The sequence below is a fragment of the Enterobacter sp. Res13-Sevr-PEC09-46 genome, assembly GCF_015672585.1.
Classification (GTDB): domain Bacteria; phylum Pseudomonadota; class Gammaproteobacteria; order Enterobacterales; family Enterobacteriaceae; genus Enterobacter; species Enterobacter hormaechei_C.
Genome location: NZ_JADABR010000018.1, coordinates 181,335 through 197,708 on the forward strand (window position 1 = coordinate 181,335; position 16,374 = coordinate 197,708).

Genomic DNA, 16,374 nt, shown 5'->3' on the forward strand with positions numbered 1-16,374 from the left:
AAAGGGCACGTCATGCTGCAATCACTCAACCACCTGACCCTCGCGGTCAGCGACCTGCAAAAAAGCGTCACCTTCTGGCACGAGCTGCTGGGGCTTGCGCTGCACGCCCGCTGGAATACCGGGGCCTATCTCACCTGCGGCGATCTGTGGGTCTGCCTGTCGTACGACGAGGCGCGCAGGAACGTGCCGCCGCAGGAGAGCGACTACACCCACTACGCGTTTACCGTGGCGGAAGAAGATTTTGAACCGTTCTCGCAAAGGCTCAAGCAGGCGGGCGTCACCGTCTGGAAGCAGAACAAAAGCGAGGGGGCATCGTTCTATTTTCTCGACCCGGACGGGCACAAGCTGGAGCTGCACGTCGGCAGCCTCGCCGCGCGGCTGGCGGCGTGTCGCGAGAAGCCCTACGCGGGCATGGTGTTTACCTCAGACGAGGCTTGAGGCGCGCACCTTCAGCCTGCCCGCCAGCGTCACGTGCGTGGCGGCATCTTCCTGATTGCACAGGTACTCCACCGCCAGCCGTCCCAGCTCGCTGTAGGGCAGCTGGATGCTGGTCAGCGGCGGGGTGAGCTGCTCGGAAATCTTCTGGTCGTCGTAGCCCGCCAGCAGCATATCCTGCGGAATGCGCACGCCGTTCACCGCCAGCGCCTGGTAGCAGCCGATCGCCAGCCAGTCGCTGGCGCAGAAGATGGCGTCCGGGCGCTCGGCCAGTTCCAGCAGCGAAGCTGTCGCGGTAAAGGACTCGCTGAACTGCCAGTTGGTCTGGCGCACCAGACCGTCGTCGCACGCCAGTCCGGCCTGCTGTAATGCCGCCTGGTAGCCCGCCAGACGCTGGCGCGAGGCCTCCATCCAGCTCTCGCCGGTGATGTGGGCGATGCGCGTGGCGCCGCAGGCGATGAGGTGTCTGGTAACCTGGAAAGCGTTGGCGTAGTCGTCCGGAATAAACGACGGCAGCAGCGGCGAGCCGGGGTCGCGCTGGTTGAGCAGCACCAGCGGGATGCGGGTGCAGTCCTGGAATGCCGTCATATCGACGACGTTCGTGACCGGAGAGGCAAGGATAATCCCGATGCAGTTGCGCTTGTCCAGCTGGCGGATGATGTTCAGGGCCAGCTCCACGTCGTCGCCGTAGTCGTAGACGGTGAGCAGGGTCTCGTTGCGCCACGCCGCTTCCCGCGCCTGGCTGATGGCGTCGATAAACGGGTCGAAGCTCTGCATGGAGCTGACCAGCAGGGCGATCTCCTCCTGGTTGCGCGGGGCGTGAACGGCGGGGAGGCGGTCGTAGCCGAGCTCGGTAGCCACATTAATCACCCGCTGGCGGGTATCATCGCTGAGCTTGATGTTGCGGGACTGGTTGAGCACCAGCGATACCGTCGCCTGCGACACCCCCGCTGCCCGCGCAATATCGTTCATCGTCACTTTTGTTTTTCGCTTCATCCGTCCTCTCCCTTTCGCGAATTTGCATCATACCCTAACCGCGCGCTTCCGCGCCGTCGATCACGTTTCTCATCCATCGAAGCGTGAACTTTGTGAGAGGCGTCGCTTTTCTGAGCGCCACGATTTGCGCATTTATTCTGCAACTAATATTTATTAGCTAAATATTATCAGTAAGAGGATGCGTAATGAAAGAGCAGTGGAGCAGGGAGCAGGCACAGGCGTGGTATCAGCAGAAAGGCTGGCTGTGCGGGTTTAACTATCTGCCGTCGACGGCGGTGAACTGGACCGATATCTGGCAGGAAGAGACCTTCGATGCCGACACCATCGACCGCGAGCTGGGCTGGGCGGCGGACGCGGGCTATAACACCCTGCGCATCAACCTGCCGTTCATCGTCTGGGAGCACGACCGCGACGGGCTGATGGCGCGCATCGACCGCTTTTTGACGATTGCCGACGGTCATGGGTTCAGCACCATGCTGACCCTGATGGACGACTGCGGGTTCTCCGGCGACGAGCCGTACCTCGGCCCGCAAAAGCCGCCCGTACCGGGCAAGCACAACAGCCAGGCGGCAGCGAGCCCGGGACGCGATAAGGTGTGCGATCGCGACTGCTGGCCACAGATTGAGCGCTATATCCGCGACGTTGTGCGCCAGTTCCGCGAGGATAAGCGCGTATTGCTCTGGGATCTCTACAACGAGCCGGGCAACCGCGGCATTTTCGCGACGGGCACCGAAGAGGTGTTGTACGACGAGAAGCTGGAAACCTGCGCGCACGAGTTGATGAAGCAGGCGTTCCGCTGGGGGCGTGAGGAAGACCCGATCCAGCCGCTCACCATCTGCGCGTGGCGTCTGCCGGCGGAAGAGGAGGGCGAGACGTTTTACCAGCACCCGCTGGACCAGACCGCGCTGGCGCTGTCAGATGTGGTGAGCTACCACGCCTACACCAATACCGGGCGCATGACGGCGATTATCCAGCAGCTTCAGGCGCTGGGCCGCCCAATCTTCTGCACCGAATGGCTGGCGCGTCACGTGGGCGGCACCATCGAAGAGCAGCTCCCGCTGATGTACATGGCGAAGGTCGCGCCGTATCAGTGGGGGCTGGTGCGCGGTAAAACCCAGACCTGGCTGCCGTGGCCGGTAGTGATGAAGGAGTCCACGGACTACTGCCGCCTGTGGTTCCACGACGTGTTTGAGGAGAACGGTATCCCGTTCTCACGCGCTGAAATCGCGCTGATGAAGAAGCTGCGCAAAATCGCCCCGAATCCGCAGGGCTAATAATAATGACCCGGCGCGCTGTCGCCGGGCAACCAGGTACGCACTATGGCAATGACAATGAAGATACCGTCTCGCGAGTTGTGGTCTTACTTTGGCTATGGTTTAGGTCAGTGTTTTAGCTTTGGTTTAGTGGGTTCGTTTATTAACTATTTTTACACCGACGTGCTGGGGATCTCGGCGCTGGCGGCAAGCACCATCTTCCTGATTGCCCGTGCGTGGGATGCGGTTCACGATCCGCTGTTTGCCAGCATTATGGACACCATTAACAGCCGGTTCGGCAAGTTTCGCCACTTTTTACTGATCGCCCCGCTGCTGATCACCGGGGTCACCCTGCTGGCGTTCTATAAAATCGAAGCGGACATGACCACCAAAATCCTCTACGCCGGGGTGACGTATATCCTGTGGGGGACGCTGTACGCCATCTCCGATATCCCGTTCTGGTCGATGTCATCGGTGATGACCAACGACTCCGGCCAGCGCACCCGCGCGGTGACGGCGGCGATGCTCGGAGTGAACGCCGGGATTGCCTGCGCTAACATCTTCTTCCCAAAGCTGGCAGCGTTCTTCGCCCAGTACAGCAACGATAAAGGCTACTTTATGGCGGCGCTGGTGATGATGCTGGTGGGCCTGCCGTTGATGCTCAACGGCTTTATGCAGATCAAAGAGCGCGTGCCGCCGAGCCCGGAAAAGGTGACGATGCGCGACACCTTCCACAACCTGCGCCAGAACAAGCCGCTGTTTATTGTCCTGCTGTCGTTCTTTTTCTGCGTGTTCCATAACGTGGCGGGCGGTCTCTATATCTACTTCTTTATCAACAATATGGGCGACGGCAGCCTGCAAATGGCAATTGGCGTAATGGGGATAGTGGCGGCGGTGCTGTGCCTGGTCGCCCCGCTGCTGACCCGCCGGATGCAGAAGCGGAAGCTGTTTATGATCCTCTGCGGGCTGGACGTGGCGGTGCGCGTGGTGATGTGGTTCACGGGCTATCAGCACACGGCGTTGCTGTTTATCCTGCTCGGCCTGAGCACGCTGTTCGTGATGATGACCAACATCCTCACCTCGTCGATGATTGCCGACACCATCGAGTATGCGGAGTATCACACCCACAAGCGCTGCGCGGCGATCACCTTCTCCGGGCAGACCTTTACCGGCAAGATGTCGGTGGCGGTGGGCGGCGGGCTCATCGGCGTGTTTCTGACAATGATCGACTATGTGCCGCAGGCGCAGGCCCAGAGCGACAGCGTGCTGGCGGGGCTGTTCTTCGGCATTTGTTTGTTACCAGCGATAGGCTCGCTGATCCGAATGGGGTTTATGTCGCGCTTTACCTTTACCGAAGAGAAGCATGCGGAGGTGTGTCGGCTGCTGGCGGAGCGGAATGCGTCTGCGAAAGCGCTGGGTGGCGGCTGCGCCTTACCCGGCCTACAGGACCAGCCCTTGTAGGCCTGATAAGCGAAGCGCCATCAGGCTTCGCGTAATGACTTACAGCGACTTCACAAACGCCAGCAGATCTTCGTTGAGCTGGTCCTGGTGGGTCAGCGCGAAGCCGTGCGGCGCGTTGTCGTACACTTTCAGCGTGGCGTTTTTGATCATCTCTGCCGCCAGCTTGCCGGTCGTTTCAAACGGCACGACCTGGTCGTTGCTGCCGTGGATCACCAGCGTCGGCACGTCGATTTTCGCCATATCCGGGCGGAAATCGGTCTCGGCGAAGGCGGTTACGCAATCAATGGTGCCCTTCAGGGACGCCAGCAGGGCGATGTTCAGCGTCTGCGTCAGGGCACCGGCAGAAACGGTCTGCCCGGCGTTGGTGCCGTAGAATGGGGTAGCGAAATCGCTGATGAACTGGGCGCGATCTTTACGCAGTCCGTCGCGAATCCCGCTGAACACGCTCTGATCGACCCCTTCCGGGTAGCTATCGGATTTGCCGAAAATGGGTGTTACCGCGCCCAGCAGGGCAAGACCGGCCACGCGCTCGCTGCCGTAGTTGTTGATGTAACGCGTCACGTCGCCGCCGCCCATGGAGAAGCCTACCAGCGTCACGTCGCGCAGATCCAGCGTGGTGATCAGGTCGTTAATGTCGGACGCAAAGGTATCGTAGTCATAGCCGTTCCACGGCTGATCCGAACGCCCAAACCCGCGACGGTCAAAGGCGATGGTGCGGTAGCCGCGCTCGGCCAGGTGGTTCAGCTGGCTGTCCCACATATCCCCGTCCAGCGGCCAGCCGTGGCTGAAGAGAACCGGTTTGCCCGCGCCGCAGTCTTTGTAATAAATCTGCGTACCATCTTTTGCCTTAAACGTTGCCATAGTGTGTTCCTCTACAGGTGATTGTTATGTTCAGACCGGCGCGACCAGATAACGAATTGCCGGTGATGTTGTGCCCTGATGAAAAGCCAGAACGCGGCTCTGCAACAGGAGGTCATTCATGGTGTGGCGTTCCTGCTGGCGCAGATGCTCGATCCAGGAACCCATCAGGAAGGTCTCGATAAACAGACCCGGACGTTCAATATCTTCGTACACCGCCCAGCTCATGGCCCCGGCGCGGCGGCGCACCCGGCGTAGTTCGTGCACGGCCTGCAAAAACGCTTTCGCGTTCTGCGGGTCGATGATGTACTCATGCGAGACCAGCACCGGGCCACGCTCGTTCGGGAGTTCAATCTCCACCCCGTCCAGCGGCTGCCCGCTCAGGTCGAGATTTAAATCCGGATCTTTCTCCAGCTTCCAGCGGAACACCGTCATGCTCGCCAGCACCATCCCCAGCGTGGCGAGAACCAGCGAAGCCGGCGTGCCGAACTGCGAGGCGATCTGGCCCCAGACGGCGCTGCCTGCGGTCATCGAACCGAAAAAGACCGTCAGATACACCGCCAGCGCCCGGGCTTTTACCCAGCGTGCGGCGCTGCGCTGCGCGCCAAGGTTGAGGGTGGAGAGCACCGCAATCCACGCGAAGCCGGTAAAGAACTCAAACAAGTTTAGCAGCCAAAAGTGACGTACAAATGCCAGCGCCAGCATGGTGATCGCAAACGTCAGGCTGGCGGTCACCATCAGCCGATCGGCGTTCAGCCGCTGGCGCAGACGCGGCAGCAGGATGGCCCCGGCAATGGCGCCAAGGCCGATACATGCCAGCATCACGCCATAGCCCGCCGGGCCTAAGCCCAGCTCGCGGCGCGCCACCAGCGGCAGCAATGCCCAGCCCGCGCTGCCGAAAACGAAGAAGGCCACGGTGCGCACCAGCACGTTGCGCAGCACCGGCGCGGCGTGCACGTAGCGAATGCCTGAGCGCACCGCAGAGAAGAAGTGCTCCGGTGGCAAACGCTGCACGGACGGCGCCGGACGCCAGCGCCACAGCACCCACGCCACGCCCATCACGGACAGCGCGTTCAGGGCAAACACCATCCACGGTCCGGCAAGCGACAGCAGAAAACCGCCCAGCGCGGGGCCAATTGCCCGGCTGATATTGACCCCGAGCGAGTTAAGCGCCACGGCGGAACCCAGCTCGGGCTTGCTCACCAGGTCAGGGACAATCGCCTGAAACGGCGGCGAACTCATGGCCGCACCCACGCTCAGCAGAAACGTCGCCGCCAGCAGAACGGTGGGGGTGACGTGTCCGGTAAAAGAGAGCAGCGTCAGCCCGGCGGCGGCAATGAATACCCACAGCTGGGAGAAGAGCAGGTATTTACGTCGGTCAACGATGTCCGCCATCACCCCGGACGGCAGGGCGAAAAGGAACATCGGCAGGCTGCTCGCCGCCTGCACCAGCGCGATATCCAGCGGATCGGCGCTGAGCGTCAGCATGCTCCAGTTGATACCGACGTCGCTCATCCATGAGCCGACGTTAGAGACCACCGTGGCGATCCACAGCATGCGGAACACCGGCTGGCTCAGCGGCTGCCAGGGTGAAACCGCGGGCGTCTGCTCGACGTGTGCGTCGCGAACGTCGTTAACCTGGGTCATGCGAACCTCTCCGTTGTTTTACGCTGCACTCGCCACTGGCCCGGCCCGGTAAGGGCGAGGGTGGTGAAGATAATCAGCAGCAGCCAGCCAAACTGCCCCTCGGCAATCGACCAGTTCGGGTGGACCGCCAGCATCGCCACCAGCAGCACGGCGATAATCGGCAGGCACGCCAGGCGGGTGTAAACCCCCGCAATGATAAACAGCGGGCAGATCACCTCGGCGACGATCGCCGGGATCAGGCTGGCATACGGCCCGAAACCAAACGGATCTTCGATGCGCGTCAGCTCTTCGCTGAAGTGCAGCACCTTCGGCAGGCCGTGCACGTAAAGCAGCAGCAGGCTGCCGGTCAGGCGCAGAAAAAACAACCCCGGATCGATCCGGGGCGAAACGTCATTTTGTTTCATCAGAATGCAAAGCAGCTGCAACCCAGCGCCCCCCAGAAAGCGTTATCGTCGGATACCGGCATCGCTGACGTACGGGCGAAATCATGCTGGTGGCTGTGAACCCCGCACGGGCCGCTACAGTGGTGAGCCACACTCATACCCACGCGTGCGGCCTGCGGCGGCGCGCTGCGGTAATGGCCCGGCACCTTCACCACCGGGGACCACTCGGGCAGAACCGGAATGGCGGGCGGCGCGAGTGGGCCAAAGGCGCCTGCGGCATAGACGATATCGCCGTTCACCACGGTGAGGACGGACTCGATGCCCTTGATCTCCTCCTCCGGCACGCGGAAGTAATCTTTGCTGAGCACCGCCAGATCCGCGAGCTGCCCCGCTTTGATCTGCCCCTTCTGATTCTGCTCGCTGGAGAACCACGCGCTGCCCTGGGTCCAGAGCATCAGGGCGGTATCGCGATCCAGACGGGCGCTGTGGTCGTACATCTGCATCCCGCCAACGGTGCGGCCGGAGACCAGCCAGTAGAGCGCGGTCCACGGGTTGTAGCTCGCCACGCGGGTAGCGTCCGTTCCCAGGCCCACCGGCACGCCGGTCTCGAGCATTTTCGCCACCGGCGGCGTGTGGCGGGTGGCTTCGATGCCGTAGCGCTCGGCAAAGTACTCGCCCTGGAAGGCCATGCGGTGCTGGACGGCAATGCCGCCGCCGAGTGCTTTGATGCGGTCAATGTTGGCCTGCGACACGGTTTCGGCGTGGTCGAAGAACCAGTGCAGCCCGTTGAACGGAATGTCACGGTTCACCTTCTCGAAGACGTCCAGCATGCGGCTGATGGATTCGTTATAGGTGGCGTGCAGGCGGAACGGCCAGCGGTGCTCCACCAGATGGCGCACCACGCGCTCCAGTTCGTCCTCCATGCCCGGCGCGAGGTCCGGACGCGGCTCGAGGAAGTCTTCAAAATCGGCGGCGGAGAAGACCAGCATCTCGCCCGCGCCGTTGTGGCGGAAGAAGTCGCTGCCCTGGCCCGGCGTGAGCATGTCGGTCCATTTTTCAAAGTCTTCCAGCTCGTGGCCCGGACGCTGGGTAAACAGGTTGTAGGCGATGCGGATGGTCATCTGCTTTTTCTCGTGCAGCTCGGCAATCACCTCGTAATCTTCCGGGTAGTTCTGGAAGCCGCCGCCCGCGTCGATGGCGCTGGTCAGCCCCAGACGGTTCAGCTCGCGCATGAACTGGCGCGTGGAGTTGACCTGCTGCTCCAGCGGCAGCTTCGGCCCTTTCGCCAGCGTGGCGTACAAAATCATGGCGTTCGGACGGGCAATAAGCATTCCGGTCGGGTTGCCGTTGGCGTCGCGCTGGATCTCCCCGCCCGGCGGGTTCGGCGTGTCTTTGGTGTAGCCGACCACCTTCAGCGCGGCGCGGTTGAGCAGGGCGCGGTCGTACAGGTGGAGGATAAACACCGGGGTGTCAGGCGCGGCGTCGTTAATTTCGTCGAGGGTCGGCATGCGGCGCTCGGCGAACTGGAACTCGCTCCAGCCGCCCACCACGCGCACCCACTGGGGCGACGGCGTGCGCAGGGCCTGCTCTTTTAGCATCCGCAGGGCGTCGGCCAGGGACGGCACGCCTTCCCAGCGCAGCTCGAGGTTGTAGTTCAGGCCGCCGCGGATCAGGTGCAGGTGCGAGTCGTTCAGGCCGGGGATGGCGGTGTGGCCTTTTAAGTCGACCACCTTAGTGCCGTCGCAGTGGTGTTGCATCACCTCGGCGACGGTACCCACTTCCAGAAATTTTCCGTCGCGCACGGCAACGGCTTCCGCGACAGGATTCTCGCGATCGACGGTGTGAAACTGGCCGTTAACCAGAATGAGATCGGCTTTACCGAGGGTAACCATAATAGCTCCAGACTCAGAGGGGAATGGTCAGGATTATGGGAACCGGTTTCGGCAAAGATCCAGTTATACAATAGGATAGGTATACCAAAGTATAACTATACCTAAGGTTAACTATACGAAGAGATAATTACACCACAGCGCTGTGGGTCATAGGATGAACGCGATTTTATCGGCGTGCTGTTCGCGGCGATTTTAACCTTTAACCTCACTGGATACTCTTATGACCACTTCTAAGCTCGAAGTCTTAACCCCTGCCAACTGTCAGATCATCTTCATCGATCACCAGCCACAGATGGCGTTCGGCGTGCAGTCTATTGACCGCCAGGTGCTGAAAAACAACACCGTGGCGCTGGCGAAAGCGGCTAAGGTGTTCAACATCCCAACCATCATCACCACCGTTGAGACCGAAAGCTTCTCCGGCAATACCTATCCGGAGCTGCTGGACGTGTTCCCGGGCCAGGACATCCTGGAGCGTACCTCCATGAACTCCTGGGACGACCAGAAGGTGCGCGACGCGCTGAAGGCCAACGGCAAGAAGAAGGTGGTTGTCGCGGGCCTGTGGACCGAAGTGTGCAATAACAGCTTTGCCCTGTGCGCGATGCTGGAAGGCGACTACGAAATTTATATGGTGGCAGACGCCTCCGGCGGCACCTCCAAAGAAGCCCACGACTTCGCGATGCAGCGCATGATCCAGGCGGGCGTGATCCCGGTGACCTGGCAGCAGGTGATGCTGGAGTGGCAGCGTGACTGGGCGCGCAAAGAGACCTACACCGCGGTGATGGATATCGTGCGCGAGCACTCCGGCGCCTACGGAATGGGTGTGGATTACGCCTACACCATGGTGCACAAAGCGCCGTCTCGTCAGAAGAGCGAGCACCGCACCTTAGCGCCGGTTCCGGCACGCTAAGTCCCGCTGGCGGGCTGGTCCCTCATCCGGCTCGCCGCTGCCTTTTTCTCTGGAGTTCACAATGAGTACAGGGTTGATATCCCTCGCGGCAGGCGTGTTGATTGGCCTGATGTATGCCGTGCTGAAGGTGCGTTCCCCCGCGCCGCCCGCGCTGGCGCTGATTGGCCTGCTGGGGATGCTGGCGGGGGAACAGGCGATGCGTCATCTTTTATCCCGCGACAATCCCGCGGGCGTGCAGGTGACGGTTCCCCACGTTCAGCACCTGTCCGGAGCGTCATCATGAAGGCCTGGATTATTTCGCTGGTGTGCGGGGTCGCGGCTGGGGTACTTTACGCCCTGCTCGACGTGCATTCCCCGGCGCCGCCGGTCGTCGCGCTGCTTGGCCTGTTCGGCATGCTGGTGGGTGAACAGCTGATCCCCATCGGACGGCGTCTGGTGAGCCGCGAACCGTTGACCCTGGCCTGGTTTCGTCATGAATGCGTACCGAAGATCAGCGGTACCGCGCCCCCAGCGCCCGCGAAGGAAAGCCGCGACGCGTAACGATTTGTTTGAGGAAAGACAGCATGACGCTGCCGTGGCGCATTGCCATCATTGATGACGAACGCTCTGTTCGCAGCGGGCTCAGTAACCTGCTGCAATCGGAAGGGTATGCTACCGATACCTTCGATTCGGCAGAGGTTTTTTTGAGCCACCCTCTCGCCCTGTCCGGCGCGTCGCTGGTGATCACCGACATCAAGCTGCGCGGCATGAACGGCATCGAGCTGTTTGAGAAGCTGCGGTTGCTGGCCACGCCGCCACCGCCAGTACTGTTTATCTCCGGCCATGCTGATGAAAATATGCAGCGGTATGCACTCAGTCTGGGCGCCGCTGCATTTTTGCGTAAGCCGATTAACATCGATATTCTGCTGGATCATATTCAGCGGGAGCTGACCCGCCGACAATAAGGATCGCGGATGAACGAACATACGTCGCCTGCATTTTGGCCCGCCCGGGGAAGTCTCCATGAAGGGCGGGCTTTTGTTCTGAAAGAGGATGTCATTTTTACCGTGCTGGCGCAGGAGGGCGGCATCGCCTGGATGAACGGACGGCACCCCCAGTCCGGCGGTTCGTTTATTATTGCCACCGCGGTCAGCGATGAAGAAGAGGAGCGGGCCACGCGGCTGCTGAAAAACGAGTTTGCCCTGCGCGATCGGCTTCATGACGGCTGGGCTATCCGGCCCGTCGCTTCAACCCAGTACCGAGGACGTTTTGCGCTGGTCTACGCGCCGTTCTGCTTTGAACTGCTGGCGTGCCGGGCAGGTAAAGCGATCTCCGGGATCGCCCGCTTTATCGAAATGGCGATCCGCATCTGCGGTCCCCTGCGCCAGATGCATCTGCACAACCTGATCCACGGCGATATCAAACCCGGGGCGATCTTCGTTCATCACGACGCCACCTGCCGTTTGTGCAGCTTCGGTCTTTCCTGCGGCACCTCCGACGCGTTCTCCCAGTCACGGCTTGCCGCGTCTGGCGGCACGCCCGCCTACATGTCACCGGAACACACCACGCGTACCCGGCGCGCCGTCGACAGCCGGAGCGATCTCTACAGTCTGGGTATCGTGCTTTATGAACTTCTGACCGGGCGATTGCCGTTTGAACTGAGCGCTGATGACCAGACCAACTGGGCGCATTACCACATTGCCTCTGAGCCGCTTTCGCCGGGGCGGGTGCGCCCGGACGTACCCGGCATGCTGTCGACCATTATCCTTAAGCTGCTGGAGAAGAATCCGGAGAATCGCTATCAGACCGTCGACGGGCTGATTGCCGACCTCAGGCGCTGCCAGGCGACGCTGACCGCCGAAGGTGAGATCGTCGACTTTATTCCCGGCCAGCAGGATCGCTCTCCGGCGATCCATCTTGCCGATTCGCTTTTCTCTGCGCATCCGCAGGCCAGCGACGTCATCGCCGCGTTTGAGCGGGTCAGCCAGAGCGGTGCGCCGGAACTGGTGACGATTGGGGGGCCTTCGGGGATCGGCAAATCTTCCGTGATCGCCACCACGCTGAAATCGCTGCAACAGCGCAAGGTGCTGCTGGCGGTGGGCAAGGTCGATCAATATTCTCCCACGCTGCCCTACGGCGTGCTGAGTTCGGCGTTTCGGACGCTCACGCTGCACCTGCTCGGGCTGCCAGCCGGGGAGGTAGCGACGTGGAAAATCCGTCTGTCGCGCGCGCTGGAAGGCTTCGAGGAGCTGGCCGTTAGCCTGGTGCCGGAGCTGAATTTACTCCTTGAGAACAAACCGCGTTTCTCTGCGGATACCTTTTCCATCGACGCGCGGGCGCGCTTCAGCCATATGGTGCTGGCGCTGGTGAAAACCTTCGCCACCCAGGGCGCGCCGCTGGTGCTGCTGCTGGATAATGTGCAGTGGATCGACGCCGCCAGCCTGCAAACGCTCGATCACCTGCTGCGCGCCTGCGGCGCCATCCCGCTGCTGGTGGTGGTGGCGCACCGCGATCTCAGTTCGCTTTCTGAGCCCTCCTTGCAGACCGCGCTGGCGAGCCTGCCGGAGGCGGCGCAACACGTCACGACGATTGTACCGCAGCCGCTGTCGGTGAAGGCCGTGGCGCGCTGGCTCGGGGGGATTTTTCATGCCCGCAGTACCGGTACCGCCGATCTTGCCACGCTGATCCATGAAAAAACCGGCGGCAACCCGCTGTTCGTGCAGGAGTTTTTCCGCCGCATCGTCGATGACGGACTGGTGGTGCACAACAAATATCAGGGGAAATGGCATTACGATCTCCAGGCCATCCGCGCCCGGCACTACACCGAGAACGTGGTGACGCTGGTGCTTGAACAGCTCAAGGAGATGCCCGACGAGACGCGCCGCCTGCTGGGCAGCATCGCCTGCCTCGGCTGCACGGGCGAGCTGGAGATGCTGTGCCGCGTGGTGGGGCGGTCGGCGGCGGAAATCCGCTACGCGCTTCATCCGGCGGTGACCGCTCAGCTGATTGTGCTGACGGAGAAAGAGTACGCTTTTACCCACGATCGGGTGCAGGAAGCCGCCTTTGCCCTGCTGGATGAGGGCGAGAAAAGCCATCTGCACCTGACCACCGCCAGCCTGCTGGCGGATGCCGCGCGGCAGACGGCGGGCAACGAACTGCTGTTCCGCGCGGTTCACCACGTCAGCGCCGCGCTGGACTGCATCCAGCCTGCACCCCAGCGGCAGCGATTCCGGGAGCTGAGCCTTCAGGCCGCGCGGCGTGCGAAGCGTACCGGCGATTACCTTTCCGCCTTAAGCTATATCCAGACCGCCAGAGCGCTGGGGAATGCGGGCCCGGTCTCGGACTTTATGCTGGATATCGAAGAGGCGGGCTGTGAGTTTGCGCTCGGACACCTGGAGCGCACGCGTGCGCTGTGCGATGCGATCCTCGGTTCACCGGGCGGGCTGACGGAGAAAGCGCTGGCCGCCAACCTGCTGGCGGAAGTTTATATGCGCCAGTCGGAGATCCGCCTGGCGCTGGAGGCGTCGTTATGCTGGCTGGGCGTGTTCGGGATCCAGATCAGCCGCTACCCGGAAAATGCCGAATGTGACGAGGCCTGGCAGCAGTTCTGTCAACGCACCGCCGACGCGCCGCAGAACCCGTTTTCTCAGCTTAAGCTGATGGAGAACGCAGAGACCGAAGCGGTGATGAACCTGCTTTACAGCGCCAGTATTTTCGCCAGCTTTACCTGCCCGCGCCTGCACTTTTTACTCCTGTGCCGAATGATGCACCTCACGCTCGATCACGGCATAACCGGTGCTTCCACCACGGCGATGGCCTGGTTTGGCGTGCTGATTGGCCACCGCTACGCCGAATACCGTCTCGGGTTTGAGTACGGCACGCTGGCTCGTGAGCTGGTGAACCGCCACGGCTATGATGCCTATGAAGCCAAAACTCTGCTGCCGCTCGACCAGCTCAGCGTCTGGACCCAGCCGCTGTCGTACACTATCGAGTGCGCCAAGGCCTGCTTTACCTCAGCGGTGACCCACGGCGACATGACGATGGCCTGCTTCGCGGCCTGTCATCAGATCATTAACTTCCTCTCCCGGGGCGACCATCTGGATGGCGTGCTGACCAGCATCGATCGCGGTCTGGCCTTTGTGCGCAAAACGGATTACCAGGACATTGAAACCGTTCTGCACATTCAGCGCCGCTACGTGGAGTTTTTACGCACGCCGGTGACGGGCCCATGGAGCGCCGCCCAGGCGCTGCCTGACGATCTGCTGCCCGCGCCGCCGGAGCAGGCGCCCGAGCAGACCTCGACCATGCTCTTCTGGTACTGGCTCTATCGCGGGATGGCGCACTTTTCCTGCGGCGAATACGCCGACGCACAGGCGGATTTAGAAATGGCGGGCTGGTATGCGTGGTCCGCGCCGGGTCATATTCATCTGCTGGATTACCATTTTTACAGCGCGCTGGCGCTCTCCCGCCAGCTCACGCCGGAAACCTTTTCGGCGGATTATCGCCGCAGTATTCATTACCATTACGACAAAATTGCCCTCTGGGCGCGGATCAATCCGGGCACGTTTGCCGATAAAGAGGCGCTGATTTATGCCGAAATCGTCCGTCTGGACGGCATGAACAGCATCGCGCTGGAGCAGTATGAAAAAGCGGTGCGACTCTCGCGGGAGGGCGGGTTTAACCCGATCAATGCCCTGGCGCACGAGCTGGCCGGGCGTTTCTCGCTGGCCTGCGGCTACCCGACCGCCTCCGACGCCCATTTCCGCGGCGCGATTGCCGCCTGGGGGCGCGTCGGGGCGCAGGCCAAGGTGCGCCAGCTGGAGCAGGATTTCCCCCATCTGCTGGCCTCCGGGCATAGCCGCGCGTATGACACGGCGGCGTTTGCCCAGAACGAGGTGATCCGCGATTTACAGAGCGTCATCAAAGCCTCACGCGCCTTATCCGAAGAGATCAACCTTGAACGTTTAATCGAAAACCTGATGACGCTGCTGCTTGAACGGGCCGGGGCGCAGCGTGGCCTGCTGCTGCGCGTCAGCGATAATCACATCCCGGAGATTGAAGCCAGCGCCTGGACCAGTACCGACGGCGTGCGGGTGCGCATCCTGAAAGCGTCACCGATGGCGACGGACATGCCGCTGTCGGTGCTGGCCGCGGTGATCCGCACCGGGCAGGAGATCCGCACCGGCAAACCGGAGGAGTTCCACCCGTTCAGCCAGGATCCGTATCTGGTGACGTCCGGCGCCGCCGTGATGTGCGTGCCGATGTTCAAACAGGCGCGGCTGGTGGGGATTCTGTATCTGGAAAACCGCCTGATGCCGGAGGTGTTTACCGCCGAACATTCGCGCGTGGTCAGCCTGCTGGGTGCGCAGGCGGCGGTTTCGCTGGAGACGGCGCGGCTCTACGCCGAGCTGCTGGCGGAAAACATCCAGCGCCGACGGGTGGAGAAAGAGCTGCGCGCCAGCCAGACCTCACTGATGCTGGGCGAGCAGATCAGCCATACCGGCAGCTGGCGCTGGGAACTGGTGCAGGATCTGATGTTTATGTCCGAAGAATACGCCCGTATCCTTGGCCTGCCGGAGCAGCAAAAGATGATCTCAATGGCGGAGTTTTTGACCTTCGTGCATGAGGATGATTATGGCCGGATCAGCACCCTCGTTAATCAGAGCGTGCGTGACGGGCTGTCGATGCGCGCGGAGTTTCGCATCATCCGCACCGACGGCTCCGTTCGTTACATCCTCGGGATTGGCGATCCGGTGGGGGTGGGCAGCGAGGTGAATGAGTATTACGGCATCATTACCGACATCACCAGCCAGCGGGCGGCGGAGGATGCGATGCGGGTGGCGCAGGCGGATCTGGCGCGGGTCTCACGAGCCACTACCGTCGGGCAACTGACCTCCTCGATCGCGCACGAGATCAACCAGCCGCTGATGTCGATTGTCTCGAACGCCGGCGCGAGCCTGCGCTGGCTCAACCGCGATCCGGCGCGGCTGGACAAAGTGCGCGAGGGGCTGGAGGAGATCGCCGCCGAGGGCGAGCGGGCAGGGGAGATCATCCGCAGCATTCAGTCTCTGACGCGCAAACAGGACCCCACGTTTACGCGAATCGATCTGCACTTCCTGATCCACCACATCATTATGCTTTCCCGCAGCGAACTTGAGCTGCGACACATAAGCGTTGATTATCTTCTGAACGCTGACGACAGCTTTATCATCGGCGACAGCGTGCAGATCCAGCAGGTGTTGCTTAACCTGGTGATGAATGCGATGGAAGCGATGGCGGAAGTGACGGATCGCCCGTGCAGCATCACGATCGCCACCGCGAACTGCGCTGAAGGGAAGGTGATCTTTGAGATCGCCGATACCGGCAGCGGCATTGAGCCGGAGCTCACCGAGCGGATCTTTGACTCGTTCTATTCGACCAAAGCGCAGGGAATGGGCATGGGGCTGACCATCAGCGCCAGCATTATTGAACGGCACCGGGGGAAACTGAGCGCGCGCCGCAGAGAGCCGTACGGCACGGTGTTTACCTTCGCGTTGCCGCTTGCCGGACAGGAGATGTAACGG

Annotated in this window: 13 protein-coding genes; 8 read left to right on the forward strand and 5 right to left on the reverse strand. The window is 61.7% G+C overall.

The window, feature by feature from the left end:
- Positions 1-12: 12 nt before the first annotated feature.
- On the forward strand, positions 13-438 hold the full coding sequence (fosA, locus tag IMQ56_RS12490; RefSeq protein ID WP_196064037.1) for a FosA/FosA2 family fosfomycin resistance glutathione transferase: 426 nt from the start codon (positions 13-15) through the stop codon (positions 436-438).
- Here fosA and IMQ56_RS12495 read toward each other — a convergent pair.
- Positions 424-1,431: a LacI family DNA-binding transcriptional regulator gene (locus tag IMQ56_RS12495; protein ID WP_017383881.1), complete on the reverse strand. Its 1,008-nt coding sequence runs from the start codon at positions 1,429-1,431 to the stop codon at positions 424-426. The two genes, fosA and IMQ56_RS12495, sit on opposite strands and share 15 nt — an antisense overlap.
- A gap of 185 nt (positions 1,432-1,616) precedes the next feature.
- Between IMQ56_RS12495 and IMQ56_RS12500 the strand changes: the two genes are divergently transcribed.
- Positions 1,617-2,705 carry a cellulase family glycosylhydrolase gene (locus tag IMQ56_RS12500; RefSeq protein WP_063136682.1) on the forward strand — a complete coding sequence of 363 codons (1,089 nt, stop codon included), beginning with the start codon at positions 1,617-1,619 and terminating at the stop codon, positions 2,703-2,705.
- Positions 2,706-2,750: 45 nt separating this feature from the next.
- Complete coding sequence (locus IMQ56_RS12505) at positions 2,751-4,145, forward strand: MFS transporter (protein ID WP_063136683.1); 1,395 nt, start codon at positions 2,751-2,753, stop codon at positions 4,143-4,145.
- Positions 4,146-4,184: 39 nt separating this feature from the next.
- Here IMQ56_RS12505 and IMQ56_RS12510 read toward each other — a convergent pair whose 3' ends face one another.
- From IMQ56_RS12510 to IMQ56_RS12525, 4 genes are read right to left on the reverse strand one after another with little or no spacing between them, the layout of a single operon-like run.
- Positions 4,185-5,006 (reverse strand): alpha/beta hydrolase, encoded by an 822-nt coding sequence (locus IMQ56_RS12510; protein ID WP_063136684.1) that lies wholly within the window; start codon positions 5,004-5,006, stop codon positions 4,185-4,187.
- 30 nt (positions 5,007-5,036) lie between these two features.
- Positions 5,037-6,650, reverse strand: coding sequence for an MFS transporter (locus tag IMQ56_RS12515; protein ID WP_063136685.1), 1,614 nt, complete (start codon positions 6,648-6,650; stop codon positions 5,037-5,039).
- Positions 6,647-7,054, reverse strand: coding sequence for a DoxX family protein (locus IMQ56_RS12520; RefSeq protein ID WP_032652450.1), 408 nt, complete (start codon positions 7,052-7,054; stop codon positions 6,647-6,649). The genes IMQ56_RS12515 and IMQ56_RS12520 overlap by 4 nt, the downstream gene beginning before the upstream one ends.
- Positions 7,054-8,925, reverse strand: a complete 1,872-nt coding sequence (locus tag IMQ56_RS12525) for an amidohydrolase (RefSeq protein ID WP_047052562.1) — start codon at positions 8,923-8,925, stop codon at positions 7,054-7,056. The genes IMQ56_RS12520 and IMQ56_RS12525 overlap by 1 nt, the downstream gene beginning before the upstream one ends.
- A 220-nt stretch (positions 8,926-9,145) precedes the next feature.
- Here IMQ56_RS12525 and IMQ56_RS12530 point away from each other — a divergent pair, with 220 nt between their 5' ends.
- The 5 genes from IMQ56_RS12530 to IMQ56_RS12550 all read left to right on the forward strand — a co-directional run bounded on the left by IMQ56_RS12530 (position 9,146) and on the right by IMQ56_RS12550 (position 16,371).
- Positions 9,146-9,832: a hydrolase gene (locus IMQ56_RS12530; protein WP_003863053.1), complete on the forward strand. Its 687-nt coding sequence runs from the start codon at positions 9,146-9,148 to the stop codon at positions 9,830-9,832.
- A gap of 61 nt (positions 9,833-9,893) precedes the next feature.
- Positions 9,894-10,115, forward strand: coding sequence for a DUF1427 family protein (locus IMQ56_RS12535; protein WP_017383875.1), 222 nt, complete (start codon positions 9,894-9,896; stop codon positions 10,113-10,115).
- Entirely contained in the window at positions 10,112-10,372 is a 261-nt protein-coding gene (locus IMQ56_RS12540) for a XapX domain-containing protein (RefSeq protein ID WP_003863056.1), read from the forward strand. The genes IMQ56_RS12535 and IMQ56_RS12540 overlap by 4 nt, the downstream gene beginning before the upstream one ends.
- 23 nt (positions 10,373-10,395) lie before the next feature.
- Positions 10,396-10,776, forward strand: a complete 381-nt coding sequence (locus IMQ56_RS12545) for a response regulator (RefSeq protein WP_047056636.1) — start codon at positions 10,396-10,398, stop codon at positions 10,774-10,776.
- A 9-nt stretch (positions 10,777-10,785) separates the two neighbouring features.
- Positions 10,786-16,371: an ATP-binding sensor histidine kinase gene (locus IMQ56_RS12550; RefSeq protein WP_196064038.1), complete on the forward strand. Its 5,586-nt coding sequence runs from the start codon at positions 10,786-10,788 to the stop codon at positions 16,369-16,371.
- Positions 16,372-16,374: the final 3 nt, after the last annotated feature.

What these genes read in the sequence shown, in the direction of transcription:
- IMQ56_RS12510 (WP_063136684.1), bottom strand. Translation starts at nt 5,006, where the DNA reads ATGGCAACGTTTAAGGCAAAAGATGGTACGCAGATTTATTACAAAGAC.
- IMQ56_RS12515 (WP_063136685.1), bottom strand. Translation starts at nt 6,650, where the DNA reads ATGACCCAGGTTAACGACGTTCGCGACGCACACGTCGAGCAGACGCCC.
- IMQ56_RS12500 (WP_063136682.1), top strand. Translation starts at nt 1,617, where the DNA reads ATGAAAGAGCAGTGGAGCAGGGAGCAGGCACAGGCGTGGTATCAGCAG.
- IMQ56_RS12540 (WP_003863056.1), top strand. Translation starts at nt 10,112, where the DNA reads ATGAAGGCCTGGATTATTTCGCTGGTGTGCGGGGTCGCGGCTGGGGTA.
- IMQ56_RS12550 (WP_196064038.1), top strand. Translation starts at nt 10,786, where the DNA reads ATGAACGAACATACGTCGCCTGCATTTTGGCCCGCCCGGGGAAGTCTC.
- IMQ56_RS12535 (WP_017383875.1), top strand. Translation starts at nt 9,894, where the DNA reads ATGAGTACAGGGTTGATATCCCTCGCGGCAGGCGTGTTGATTGGCCTG.
- IMQ56_RS12545 (WP_047056636.1), top strand. Translation starts at nt 10,396, where the DNA reads ATGACGCTGCCGTGGCGCATTGCCATCATTGATGACGAACGCTCTGTT.
- IMQ56_RS12525 (WP_047052562.1), bottom strand. Translation starts at nt 8,925, where the DNA reads ATGGTTACCCTCGGTAAAGCCGATCTCATTCTGGTTAACGGCCAGTTT.
- fosA (WP_196064037.1), top strand. Translation starts at nt 13, where the DNA reads ATGCTGCAATCACTCAACCACCTGACCCTCGCGGTCAGCGACCTGCAA.
- IMQ56_RS12505 (WP_063136683.1), top strand. Translation starts at nt 2,751, where the DNA reads ATGGCAATGACAATGAAGATACCGTCTCGCGAGTTGTGGTCTTACTTT.
- IMQ56_RS12530 (WP_003863053.1), top strand. Translation starts at nt 9,146, where the DNA reads ATGACCACTTCTAAGCTCGAAGTCTTAACCCCTGCCAACTGTCAGATC.
- IMQ56_RS12495 (WP_017383881.1), bottom strand. Translation starts at nt 1,431, where the DNA reads ATGAAGCGAAAAACAAAAGTGACGATGAACGATATTGCGCGGGCAGCG.
- IMQ56_RS12520 (WP_032652450.1), bottom strand. Translation starts at nt 7,054, where the DNA reads ATGAAACAAAATGACGTTTCGCCCCGGATCGATCCGGGGTTGTTTTTT.